The 13315-nt window shown below is 38.2% G+C and carries 10 protein-coding genes; 3 read left to right on the top strand and 7 right to left on the bottom strand.

What is annotated here, in order from left to right:
- The first annotated feature begins 227 nt into the window (after positions 1-227).
- Positions 228-422: a hypothetical protein gene (locus Q0954_RS29625; RefSeq protein ID WP_299464080.1), complete on the top strand. Its 195-nt coding sequence runs from the start codon at positions 228-230 to the stop codon at positions 420-422.
- 56 nt (positions 423-478) lie between these two features.
- Here Q0954_RS29625 and Q0954_RS29620 read toward each other — a convergent pair whose 3' ends face one another.
- The 4 genes from Q0954_RS29620 to Q0954_RS29605 all read right to left on the bottom strand — a co-directional run bounded on the left by Q0954_RS29620 (position 479) and on the right by Q0954_RS29605 (position 7340).
- Positions 479-3976, bottom strand: coding sequence for an efflux RND transporter permease subunit (locus Q0954_RS29620; RefSeq protein ID WP_299464077.1), 3498 nt, complete (start codon positions 3974-3976; stop codon positions 479-481).
- 85 nt (positions 3977-4061) lie between these two features.
- A complete protein-coding gene (locus Q0954_RS29615; RefSeq protein ID WP_299464074.1) occupies positions 4062-5291 on the bottom strand; it encodes an efflux RND transporter periplasmic adaptor subunit in 1230 nt (409 codons plus the stop codon).
- Between the two features lie 41 nt (positions 5292-5332).
- Positions 5333-6718, bottom strand: a complete 1386-nt coding sequence (locus tag Q0954_RS29610) for a TolC family protein (protein WP_299464071.1) — start codon at positions 6716-6718, stop codon at positions 5333-5335.
- Positions 6711-7340: a TetR/AcrR family transcriptional regulator gene (locus Q0954_RS29605; protein WP_299464068.1), complete on the bottom strand. Its 630-nt coding sequence runs from the start codon at positions 7338-7340 to the stop codon at positions 6711-6713. Before Q0954_RS29605 ends, Q0954_RS29610 begins: the two co-directional genes overlap by 8 nt.
- A gap of 534 nt (positions 7341-7874) precedes the next feature.
- Between Q0954_RS29605 and Q0954_RS29600 the strand changes: the two genes are divergently transcribed.
- Both Q0954_RS29600 and Q0954_RS29595 read left to right on the top strand, forming a co-directional pair.
- Entirely contained in the window at positions 7875-9452 is a 1578-nt protein-coding gene (locus Q0954_RS29600; protein WP_299464065.1) for a polyamine aminopropyltransferase, read from the top strand.
- 67 nt (positions 9453-9519) lie between these two features.
- The gene (locus Q0954_RS29595) at positions 9520-10020 is read left to right on the top strand and encodes an NADH-quinone oxidoreductase subunit C (protein WP_299464062.1); all 501 of its coding nucleotides are present in this window, start codon (positions 9520-9522) and stop codon (positions 10018-10020) included.
- A 25-nt stretch (positions 10021-10045) separates the two neighbouring features.
- Here Q0954_RS29595 and Q0954_RS29590 read toward each other — a convergent pair whose 3' ends face one another.
- From Q0954_RS29590 to Q0954_RS29580, 3 genes are all read right to left on the bottom strand, one after another.
- A complete protein-coding gene (locus Q0954_RS29590; protein ID WP_299464059.1) occupies positions 10046-11011 on the bottom strand; it encodes a DUF1152 domain-containing protein in 966 nt (321 codons plus the stop codon).
- A 172-nt stretch (positions 11012-11183) separates the two neighbouring features.
- Positions 11184-12533 (bottom strand): hypothetical protein, encoded by a 1350-nt coding sequence (locus Q0954_RS29585; RefSeq protein WP_299464057.1) that lies wholly within the window; start codon positions 12531-12533, stop codon positions 11184-11186.
- 121 nt (positions 12534-12654) lie between these two features.
- Positions 12655-12900 carry a hypothetical protein gene (locus tag Q0954_RS29580; RefSeq protein WP_299464054.1) on the bottom strand — a complete coding sequence of 82 codons (246 nt, stop codon included), beginning with the start codon at positions 12898-12900 and terminating at the stop codon, positions 12655-12657.
- Positions 12901-13315: the final 415 nt, after the last annotated feature.

Raw genomic sequence — 13315 nt, 5'->3', positions numbered from 1 at the left:
TATTGTTTTGTCACTTTAAAAATAGCTTACCTTTTTTAATTCTCCAATTTTCGGTTAACCATGCCGTTCGCAGTATACTTATGTTGACTATGGCGTATCAGGTGACCTTAGAGATGAATACTATAGCAGCTGGTCAGAGGTAAACTGCAATACACAAAATAACTGTCTCGATTGTTCAGAGCTTTAATTCACCACATGGTTTTTCAATACTGTTAAAACTTGAATTTATGAAGAAGTTTAATAACCTAACGACCGCCAAACTATCAAAAATAGCTCAAGCTCAGATAATGGGTGGTAAAATGGCTGGTGGCATGACCTGCGCCTATGTAGACTCCAACACCTACGAAACTTATACAAAGTCTTATGACCGAGTAATAAATGTAGAGTGTGACACGTCTGCTGACTGTCTGGGTTGTTGGTAATGCAAAACCCCCAATATCTAAATTTAGATATTGGGGGTTTTTAATATTAGATAAATCTATGCCGTAACAGTAGGGCTTTCGCTCTCACTTTTTTTATCTGGTGTGCTTTCTTCTTTCATTTTTTTACCTCCCAATCCAAATAGACGCCTAAGACTAAACTTAAGTCGGTCTGTCAATAAATACATTACAGGTACAATTACCAAAGTAAGGAAGGTGGCAAAGGTTAAACCAAAGATTACTGTCCAAGACATTGGACCCCAGAAAGCCGTGTTACTACCACCAAAGTAAATGTTTGGCTTAAATTCGGTGATATACCCAAAGAAGTCGATGTTGAAACCTACCGCCAATGGGATCAGACCTAATACCGTAGTAATAGCTGTAAGCAATACGGGGCGTAAACGTTTTTTACCAGCCTCAGCAATACATTGCAAAAACTCTGAATTAGGTAAATGATCTTCTTCGTCCATGCCAAGTTCTACTTTACGACGACTACGTAGCAGGTTGGTGTAGTCAATCAATACAATGGCGTTGTTTACTACTACCCCCGCCAATGAAATAATACCAATACCTGTCATTAGGATTACAAACTCCATTCGGAATATTACCAATCCTAAGAACACCCCAATGGTACTAAACAATACCGATGACATAATTACCAATGGTGCCGATAAAGAGTTGAACTGAGTTACAATAATTAGAAATACACCAAATACCGCAAGTAAAAGTGCCATCATCAAAAACTCCGCTGATTTTTGTTGCTCTTCTTGCTCTCCGGTAAACTTGGGTTTATCAATACCATCAGGAACCTCATAATCATTGATCAATCCTTTCATAGTAGCTACTATCTCGTTGGCATTGTATCCTTCTTTTACGTTTGAAAAGATAGTAATCACCCTGTCCAAGTCTTTACGTTTTACTGAACCTAGCGAAGATGTATCATTTACTGAAGCAACCGAACTTATGGGGATTTGCCTTATTTGCCCTTTATTATTTCTAAATGTAATAGATTTATTAAGCAGAGCTCCCAAATCATAACGTTGCTCATCTTTAAGGCGTACCTGAATTTTATAATCATCTTCTCCATCTTTAAACTTAGATACTTCTGCCCCAAATAATGCAGTACGTATTTCACTGGCAATGGCGTTGGTAGATAAGCCGATGCTTCGGGCTTTTTCACGATCAATGTTTACCAGCAATTCTGGTTTGCCTGTTTGCAAGTCAGATTTTAACTCTTCAACCCCTGGTATATCCTGTTTGATAAGGTATTTTCTAAGTTCCTCAGAAAAATCAGCCAACTTTGCGTAATTTTCACTGCTGATCTCTATGTTAATTGGCGGTCCATTATTGGGTCCATTGGCATCCTTACTTACGGTAATCAATGCCCCTGGATATTTTTTCATTTCGGCGCGAATTTCTTCCAAAATGTGGGATGTTTGTACCCCACGACGATCCTGAAAGTCGGCAAATGATACGGCTACTTTTGCTTTATGAGGCAATGACCCTTGCTGAGGACCTTCGTTAGGGTCACTCGTTCCTTCACCTACTTGAGCAATAATGGCGTCTACCATAAAATCATAGGGTTTCATCATAGTCATGATGCGATCTTCCACTTTTTTGGTAAACTCATTGGTAGTTTTTATATCAGTACCAATTGGTTTTTGAATAAAGATGTTGACATAGTTAGGTTCGTTATCAGGAAAGAAACGGACTTTTAATCCTGAGATGCCCACTAGCATAATAGAGAAAACAAACAGAAATATAGTACCTACCAATAAAATGTAGGGCATGGCACCCCCCAAAGCAAAACGAATAATACGTGAGTAGCCGTTTTCTAATACCACCAGTGCTTTATTTTGGAACCAACGCGACACAGGGGTAAGTACAAACATGTTGAGCAAGATAAACGATCCTGTGATGCCCAACAGGTTGGTAAGGGTATAATTGCCAACAAAATAAGCGGGAATCGACAATACCACTAAAACTATAGCAATAATTAGCCAACGTTTATTAATGTGATTTTTGCCATCATCTAGTTTGGCAAAAATCATAGCAATTGCCGGGTTGATCACCAAAGCTACAATGAGTGATGCAGAAAGTACTACAATCAGGGTGATAGGCAAAAAGCGCATAAACTGACCCATAATTCCACCCCAAAAAGCTAAAGGTAAGAAGGCTATTACTGTGGTGGCGGTAGATGCAATGATGGGTAACGCAATTTCTCCCACTCCTTCTTTTACTGCACGTTTAAGTGGATAACCTTCTTGCAACAAACGATAAATGTTTTCTATTACTACAATACCATTATCTACCAGCATACCCAAGGCAAGAATCAACGAGAACAACACCATCATGTTCATTGTAACTCCAGCTGTACCAAGCAATATAAAGGAGATAAACATAGATAAAGGAATGGCTATGCCTACAAACAAGGCACTACGTAAACCCATAAAGAATAACAACACTGCCACTACCAGTATTACCCCAGAAATGATACTGTTTTGGAGGTTACTTACCATTGACTTAATATCACGTGATTGGTCGTTGGTAATGGAGATGTCTAAATCGGCAGGTAATTTCTTTTTATCTTGTGCATCTTTAATGATTTGCTTGATTTCATCAGCAGCAATCAACAAGTTTTCTCCACTTCGCTTCGAAACATTCAGGGTTACTACAGTATTACCCGATGAACGGGCAAAGCTCGTAGGCTCTTTATAACTATCACGTACTTGGGCAACATCTCTAAGATAAACAATGTTACCATCTTCGTTTTTGATAATTACGTTACGAATATCATCCATCGACTCAAACTCGTTTACAATTCGAATGGATTTACGAAAGTCATCTGCCAAAAAGTCGCCACCCGAAACGGTCACATTTTCCTGACGAATAGCATTGGCAATATCGTTGAAATTCAGCATGCGCCCTTCGAGCTTAAACAAGTCAACATCAATACGTACTTCGCGCTCTTGAATACCTTTAATGTCTACTTTTGAGATTTGAGACAGTTTCTCAAACTCATCCTCCAGGTATTCTGCATATACTTTTAGCTCTTCCCTTTTATATTTTTTGCCCCCTTTTTTACTGGCAACATTTACATACATAATAGGTAAGTCCGACAAGTTAATGTCTGATACGTTGGGGTCTACAGGTAAATCGGTAGGCAACTCACTTTTTGCTTTGTCTACGGCATCTTTTACATCCTGAAGGGCTTTAGGTATGGCTACATCAGGGTTGAACTCTACAATTACAGTAGAGTAACCCTGAATAGAAGTAGAAGATATTTTCTTGACACCAGTCAATGATTTTAGCTCCTTTTCGATAGGGCGTGTTACCAGGCTTTCCATATCATTGGGCGAGTTGCCAGGGTATGGGGTACCTACATAAATATTAGGTATTACAATCTCTGGATAACTCTCCTTAGGCATTTGTACATAAGAGATTAGCCCAAAAATAATGATGATGATTGCCAGAATCATTACACTGGTACGGTTATCAACCGATAGGCTAGTCAGCTTAAACTCTTTATCTAATTTATTGTTTTTTTCCTTGCTCATAATGTTCTGTATAGTTACATCTCAAGAAAAGCTCATCGGGTAATTGCATTCATTAGGGCTGAAACAAGTACCCGATAGTTTATGTTTAGTTTTTAACTTTTACCACTTTCTTGTCAGTGCTGTCTGTTTTGGTACCTTTAGGTTGGTCATTGTTACTTACTTTCACCAAACCTCCTGAAGTTACATCTTTGAAACCTTGTTCAATCAACATTTCGTCGCCTTTGAGTCCACTTTCAACCAATGTACGGTTTTTAAAGTTTCCTCCAGTTTTAATCAATACTTTCTTGGCTGTTGCTTTACCATCTTCTTTGCCCAATACATATACAAAGTCTCCTGCCTTGTCACGTTGAATCAAATTAGTAGGAATTACAAGTGCTTCTTTCTTAGTAAAATCTTTCAATTCTAATACTGCTTGTAAGTCGGGCTTTAAAACACGGTTAGGGTTGGCAAGTTGAAGCTCTACTCTAAAAGTACGGTTGTCAGGGTTAATGATTTGTCCAATAGTTTTAATTGCCGCTACCTTCTCAATGCCTAGAGAAGGAAACTTGATTTTTACCTGATCTCCTTTGTTGATTTTACCTAGGTAAGCTTCAGACACATCAGCTTGTACTTGTACCTGATCTAATGCCACCAAACGCAATATTTGGTTCATAGGGCCTACATTTTGTCCTTTCTTTACAAATATTTCGTCTACAACGCCACTAAATGGAGCCGTAATACTTGATAAAGCCATTTGGGTTTGAATGGTTTGAATTTTACGTTCCAACGATTCCTTGTTGTTTTTTGCCTGTAAGTACTGAATTTCAGTACCTATTTTTTGTTTCCATAACTTGTCTTGGCGTTCAAACAAAGCCGTAGCAAGCTGCAACTGAGTTTTTACTTCTTGCAGGCTGCTTGCCAATACGCTATTTTCCTGAGCTACCAACGATTGTCCTGCTCCTACAAACTGTCCTTCTTGTACTGCAATGTAGGTTACCAAACCTTGAGTTTGGGCATTTAAGATTACATTCTTGTCAGAAGTAACTTTTCCTCTTACTTCTACAAAACGAGTAAAAGGTTCTTTAGACACAGAAAGCGTAGTTACCAAAGTAGTTTTAGCTTCAAGCTTTTGTTTGGCATACGATGGGTCAAGCTTTTCCAGCTTTTTTTCCAGCTTGGCAATGTCTGCACGTAGCTTTTCAAACGTTTTGCGTTTTTCAGCAAGTTTGGCTTTTACCTCCAGAACATTTCCATTTTCTCCGCCTTTGTCACCTCCTCCGCAGGCAGCAGCCAATACCAATAAGGCAATTACTATAAGATGTGTTTTTATATTCATGATATGGTGTTTAGTCTTTTATTGAAAGAGATTCTGAGTGTCTATTTATCAACTACTAGTTTACCCATGGCTTTATCTAAATCTATTTTGGCAATAATAGCATTATATAAAGCATTATAATAATTAGTTTCGGCTGTTTTAAATTGGTTTTCAGCGTCTATAATATCTAAGTTTTTGCCTGTGCCACTTTGAAACTTGATATTGGCTACCCGGCTTACTTCTTTGGCAAGATCCATGTTTTGTTTTTGAATTGTTAAGTCTTGTAAACTGGTAGATAAACTCTGGCGAGCTTGTGCTACCTGAAAATCATAAGCACGCTCAAAAGATTTGAAATCTTGCTCTATTTTCTGCATTTCAATCCTGGCTTTTTCTACTTTGGCTCTATTGCCTAAGCCCGAAAAAATAGGCACGCTAAGGGTAAACCCAAAGATACCATTGCGAAACCAGTTTTGATTCACATAACCTAAGTCAGACAAATTACTTGAGCCGGAGTTAGAACCGTAGTTGATAAAAGCTACCAAACGTGGGTAGTAAGCTGCTTTTTTATTCCTGATATCTAGTCTTGCCAGGTTACGTGATGTTTCTAAAATAGAATACTCCACCCGTGATTTATAAGAACTACTTTCTGCTTCCTGCGCTGTAACTTCGTTCAGTTGGATATCATTGATACTGCCTGACAGCATAATAGAGTCTCTCACAGGCATTCCCATTTGAAACTTAAGGGCTTTAGCCGAAAAATCCAGCAATGCTTTAGTTTTATTAATTTCGGTCTGAATATTATTCAATGAAACCTGCAAGCGGTATACATCTATTTTCTCAGCAAACCCATTTTTTTGCATGGCTGCAGTACTTTTATATAAAGTGTCTATGCGACGGAAGTTATGCTCCAGCAACTCTATGCGTTCTTTGTTTAACAATACAAGGTAGTAAGCTTTAGTTACATTACCTGCAATGTCGATTTTGCTTTGTTTGATTTGCTTTTGAGCCAATTCTTTGTACACACGAGAAGCCCGAAGTCCCACCAGGTAAGAGGCATCAAATAGTAGTTGAGTAGCTGTAACAGTGACTGAAGCTGCATAACGAGGCTGAAACTCTACTGCGATAGGACCTGGAGGCCCCCCAAATAAACGTCCATCTGGTAAAATAGACTTAGGTATGATATAAGCATTACTAAACCGTGCTTCTGCGCTTACCTGAGGCAAGCCAATAGAACGAGTTTCCCGTACAGTTGCCTCCGATTTTCTTATTTCGAGTTGGTTTTTCTTCAATGCCTCTGAATGCTCATAAGCATACTTTAGGCAAGCATCCAACGAATAAGTTCCAATAGCAGGAGTGTCATCTGTAATCTGCGCCTGTACCTGAATAGCCAATGCAGTGAGCATCCACAATGCGCAAAATGTAAGGCTAATCCTTAATTTATTAGTCATGGTGTTTTTGGTTTTTATACATTTCCAACAATTGAAATCCTTGTAGGGTGACTAAACCCCTGATAAAATGGTCTAAAAAAGCTAATTGTACTTTTACTAAATCGTATTCTTCATTTGAAAACTTTCTTGCGTCAAAGGCGAGTTCTACTTGCTCCATGCGCAGTATAGCAAGGTATTCTATAGGTAAGTCCTTACGGTATAGTCCATCTTGTATACCCCAGTGAATATTTCTTTTGATGCTGTTTAAAATACTGTCACGGCGACTTTGGTGTATTTCCCAGGCTTCAGGATGGTACTTTTTAGCATCTAATAACAATGAAGGGGTAAGCTTCGAGAAGCTTTTTGCCATAAAGTCTGACACTTTGAGGATGGCATCTATAGCATTCTCTGAACTTGACTCAAGTTTGCTCATTTCTTTCATTTGCTTTTGATGTTTTCGTTCCATTACCAAGCAAACAATTTCGTTTTTATCTTTGAAGTATTGATAAATTGTTTTTTTTGATACAGCCACCTCCCTAGCAATCTCATCCATGGTAATACTGCGGATACCATAGCGCCAGAACAAGTCGGTAGCTGCTTGCAAAATCTTATCTTTAACTTCTGTATTTTCTTTCAAATCCAATGAATTCAATCTTTGTTTTGTACCACAAATCTACAAAACATAAACTTAGGAAACTATAAAAAGGTTTAAAGTTTCCTGAGTTTTTTCAAATATTTTTTTGTTAAAAAAGACCGTAAGAAAGAAGGGGTGATATAAAATTTGGGTAAAAAAAGGGAAATCCTATTTAGAAATAAAAAAAAGAGAATCTACAAAATATTAAACTTGAAATTAAGATGAAATCCAAATATTAGTAGAATACTACTTTTATGGAGAAAAGCAGTATTTATTAGGACATTAACATTTTTCAAAGAATAAACACTCTGCTAGTAGGATTGTTAAATTCGTGTCGGACAGGTCAAAAATAAAAAGAATAATCATGAAGGTTGGGTAATCTTTTTAACTTTGTAATTTGGGCAAAATGTTAAATTATCTCGGCTTTTTGGATGTAAGTAAGATAAGTTCATAAGCTAAAACTCATTGACATAACCAGCAGGCAATTTTTAAAAACACTCAATACAAAACAATCAAAACTTAATTATAAATACGCGAATGAATATGGAAGCGACTGTGCAACCTACAAATCAAAAAAGAAAATCCGCAATTCTCAAAATTGCTTTATTTGCCACTGGACTTTCAGGCATTGTGGCTGAATATATACTATCTACTTTAGCTACTTATTTTTTGGGTGACTCCATCTTACAATGGACTTTAGTGGTGTCGTTTATGCTGTTTGCTATGGGGCTAGGTAGCCACCTGAGCCAGTATTTTAAAGGCAAACTTCTCGAAACTTTTATCATTATAGAGTTTACACTTACTATGTTAGTGTCATTTTCGGCGATATTGGTGTATACAATACACGCCTACTCAAGCTATAATGGTATTTTTATCTATGGCTTGGCTATTTTGGTAGGTATGATGATTGGGCTCGAAATACCCATTGTTACTCGTTTAAATCAAGAGTACCAATCATTGAGAGTAAATATAGCCTCAGTAATGGAACAAGACTATTTTGGTAGTTTGCTAGGTGGGTTGTTCTTTGCTTTTGTGGCTTTGCCATATTTAGGCATGACCTACACCCCTTTTATTTTGGGTACAGTAAACTTCACAGTAGCCATACTGCTTTATTTCAAGCTCAAACACTTGATTCAACCCAATTGGCAATTTAGGCTCAATGTGATGATGGCTTTTGTCTTTTTAGCCATTACCCTAGGCTGTATTTATGCCAAACCTATCATTATTTTTGGAGAACAAAAAAAGTACAAAGACAAAGTAATCTATGAGTTTCAGTCTCGCTACCAAAAATTAGTGATTACTCAATGGAAAAACCACTACTGGTTATTTATCAATGGTAATCAACAGTTGAGCACACTGGATGAAGAAATGTATCATGAACCTTTAGTGCATCCAGTTATGACATTGTCAGCAAATCCGCAAAATGTACTGGTATTGGGAGGAGGTGATGGTGCCGCAGTACGCGAAATATTAAAATACCCACAAGTAAAAGACATTACATTGGTTGACTTAGATCCAGCAATGACTCAGCTTGCCAAAACTCACCCTGTGCTGACCCAATTAAATGACAGTGCATTTTATGATCCTAAGGTAACCATTAAAAATATGGATGCCTTTATTTATATGGATCAAACCAAAAAGTTTTTTGATGTCATTATCATTGATTTGCCCGATCCTCGTACCGTAGAGCTTGGCAAGCTTTTTAGCAAAGAGTTTTACCAACTATGTCGCCGTCATTTACGCCCCAATGGTTTAATGATTGCCCAATCGGGTAGTCCTTATTATTCTACTCGTGCGTATGAGTGTATCAACAAAACTATGCAGGCAGCAGGGTTTGGTACTACCAAAATACACAATCAAGTGCTTACATTGGGCGAATGGGGTTGGGTGATTGCGTCGAAAAGCCTAAAAGATAATCAACTCAAAGAAACTTTGCGAAAGCTGAAGTTTAAACATGTAAAAACTAAATGGATTAATAATGAGTCAATGCTCTTGATGACTTCGTTTGGTAAGGATACTTATTTTAAGAATAGGATACCCGACAGTACAGTGAGAGTAAATACTATTCATGACCCTGTATTATATCGTTATTATTTGCAAGGTAATTGGGAACTGTATTAAAGGGTAATAAGTTTTGAGGTTATAGTTGTGCGAGGTTAAAATTGACATTATTAAATAAATATACAAAATGACTTTTCAGGAAATCAAAGATTTATTGATACAAACATTTGGTGAAGAGGTAATTGTAGAAGCCAATGAAAGTGCCATGCAACCTGTTTTGACGGTGCAAACTGATAAAATAAAAGAAGTATGCGCTGAATTATATCAAAACGAACGTACTTACTTTGATTTTCTGAATTGTATTACTGGCATTGATAATGGCGAAAAAGTCAATACCATGGAGGTGGTGTATAACCTTACTTCTATTCCACACAATCTCAGGCTTACTCTAAAGGTGGTATTGCCTCGTAATGCCACAGGGGAGGCTGCCCCTCAGGTACCCTCGGTGTGTGAGGTGTGGCGTGCTGCCAACTGGCACGAACGCGAAGCTTATGATTTGCTGGGCATTGAGTTTGTCGGTCACCCTGATTTGCGGCGTATCTTATTACCTGCCGATTGGGAAGGACACCCACTACGCAAAGATTATAAGCAACAAGAACGTTATCGTGGCATAAAGGTAGAGTATTAACAGCGACAAACTACAGGTACTCAATTTAAAGTGGTATTCCCTTTTTAGGCTTACGTTCTATGCTGTCTATAAACTCATTGATGCCCTTCATTAGTCCTACAAAAGTCTTGGTGTTTTTGATATACTCAAGATGACGGATTTTTGGGGCAAGTACATCTAATTTAAAGCTCCAGTATTGGTACATTAATGGATTGATAAACAACTCGCTTTTTTTGGTGCGCTCAGTTACATGATAATCGCCAAAATGCCCTTGCAAGGCACTACCTATAGAATTTGCTACAATGCTGGGGCGGGCAGTTTGAGCGTTCGAAAAAGCGATTAAATCTAAAAAATGAACTACCTCTTCCATCTGGGGTACCAATGATAATACTCCCAAAAAACCTCCATCCTTAGATAATTCAGCTACGTTTTCTAAAAAATGATAGTGAGAAATGCCGTGAAAATGATCCACCCCAAAACCCAGACAGGTCAAGTATTTGGCTACCTTAGGCTGGGCATACACAGCAGCAATAGAGGCGCTGTCTTCCATAGGACTCCCCAAGCTTGGCTCTAAGCCTAACATGAGGCTGTCGGTTCCCCCATCTACCAATACTACAGTATCTATGTTGAGCAACTCTATCAGGTGAGCATAAGCCTGAGTAAGATAAACAGTCCCAGTACGGCTAAAGGCATATACATCCAGATTTTCACCAAAAGTTTTTTTGTACCAAAGGCTTAAATCTTTTTCAGGAAAATAGGTAGGCTCAGTGGTGGCAACAGGTTCTGAAGAATCTACTCTCCAACAAGCCCGACAAACTTTAGTAGCGCGGGTTTCGCCCAAGGCGGCAAAAGATAAATTGGCTAAGTGCACCTTTTTACCTTGTTTTTGTAGCGCAAGAAATAAGGGCACACCGCTAAAAATATCAAAACCACCCCCTGCCCCAGCAAGTAGTATGTTTTGACTGTTTTTTAGTTCGTCGAATAAGGGAATACTATTGAGTGTAAAGGACATGCGTTGAATGGTTAAGTAGTGGTAAGTTTTGGAACCGATGTATATCAATGCTACCAACAGCATAACCAAAACCAACCTATTCACTTGAAATGTTTTACCTGGTAAAGCTAAAATACATTTTTTTTATCCGATTCGCAAGCAAGTATTTACTTCACTCACCACATAAACCTTACTACTCTACAAACTCCAGTGCGCCTATGTCCGGAGCAGCATCACGGGCAATTTTGATTAGGTCAAACATAAAACCAATAGGCAAAGCTGCATCTTTGGCTGGCGAGTCTTTGGTGAGGTTAAAGTCTCCTATATTTTCTTTGACAAATTCAGGGTCTTGATTTAATAAATTATTGTTGCCTTCAAATACTTCAAGGTCAGTTTTTACAATGTTGTAGCGTGCCGTAAGTTTAATATTGCCCAAAGGTTCTATAAGTGCTACTTCATTGGTTTTATTGCCCCATAAAATATTATTGGTCAACTCTACCGTGAAAGGATTTGCTGCTTCATTGCTAAATAAAACAGAGGGCGTTTCTCTGATAAACTCAAACTCATAATTGGTAAGCGTACAATGCCTTAATATATAGCTCCCTCCATTGGTTACCCCAAACGTATTGCCTATACAATTGGTAATAAGACTGTTTTCGAGCAAAACATCCGCATTGTTGGCATTGATACCATGCTCAAACATATTTTTAATAGTGGTGTTTTTTACTATCAAGTCGGGCGCTGTGTCGGCATCGTTGCCAGTTATAGCAATACCTGTATAGGCGTTTTTTATGAGTGCATGGCTTATATCCACCCCAGCTCCTGCCTCCATTACTATACCCCGCCACTGACCCAATTGTTCTTCAAACTCTATCTCACGCCTAATGCCAGTAAAAGTAACAATGCTTCCAGTATCCCCTTTTACTATCAAGTTGCCTTCTACGCGGATGAAGGCGTTTTTGTCGAGCCCGTAAACACGAGTGCTGTCTCCTATAGTCAAAGTAGCTCCAGCAGCTACTGTTACCGAGTCTTGAATGATATAAGGCTTGGTTTTGTCCCAGGTTTCGTTACCAGTAATCGTGTAGTTTTGTAATACATGGGCATTTTCGCTCCAGGCAATCAGTTTTACTTGTTGTTGCTGTTGGTTGGTAGTAAACAGCAATGAGTCAAAGGCGATGACTACCCCTGTTTGACTGTTGGCAGGCACAGTTATTTCTACCAATACCAACAAGCTGTCTTTGCCCAATAGTTCTACATCAGTAAATACAGTGCCTTTTTCACCTTTGATACTCACACTGTAAGGAGAGTTGGCTTTACCGCCTATTTCTATACGGTTAATGCGTATGGCGTTTTTGTCAGGATTATACACCCTCAAGCGTTGGGTAATGCTACGGGTATTGGTAAAGAGGGTATCAAAGACAATGGCTTTATCAGAAAAACCTAAAGTAACAGGGTTATTGGTAAAGATCTCTTCCTGTGGGACGCAGGCAATCAATTGAGCAAAGGTGAGCAATAACAAGCTCCATACAAATAGTTTTTTCATCAGAGTAAATCTGGTTAACGTAATGCAAATATAGCATTTCTTATACTCAAGTATCCAGCAAGCGGGGTTTTATTGATGATGAGAGGGCAAGCCCCAACTTATTGAGTTGGGGCTTGGGGTGTTAGCTTTGCGTAATATCTCGCAACATTTTGGCATCGTTAAGCAAGTGACTCAGTTCTATCAGTTTGAGCTCTAGACTTTCTACCATATCCACTACATCCTGCTTTTGGATTTGCTCTATAAGTGCATCAGCATTGAGGGCAAAAACCTCGATACGACAACGAATGCCTTGTTCGAACAATGATACATTTGCCTTGGGAGAAATTAATTCGTTTTGGGCAACCAAATTTAATTCAGTAAATTGCATACTGTTATACTATATATGTTTAACAAAAGCCCTTGAGGAGAGAGTTCCAAATCATAACCTCTTGGGCTATCTTTTAACCTTAAAAGACAATGTAAATATAACTAAAAAGTCGATTTTTTGCAAGAAAATGATGTGTAAAATACTGTAAATCAGCTGATTAATTTTTTATAAATATTCGCCCCTCAAGCAAAAAAATGTAGCCCTTCCTCCAGAAAGAACTACACCCATTACTTAGTTATAAATAACGTTTTGATTGCTGACCTTTTGTAGGTCAAAAATTTTTTTTGTAATTGATTATTCAATAATCCGCAGTGATTTTAGCCAAAGATGATTACTGATTATCAGTAGGTTATGATTTTAAAAACTATTTAATTGCACGGCGTAGACCTAAAACTGAAACCCTTTTAAAAATAAA

It is taken from the genome of uncultured Microscilla sp., assembly GCF_947493425.1.
Taxonomy (GTDB): domain Bacteria; phylum Bacteroidota; class Bacteroidia; order Cytophagales; family Microscillaceae; genus Microscilla.
This window is presented reverse-complemented; position numbering and strand designations above follow the sequence as displayed.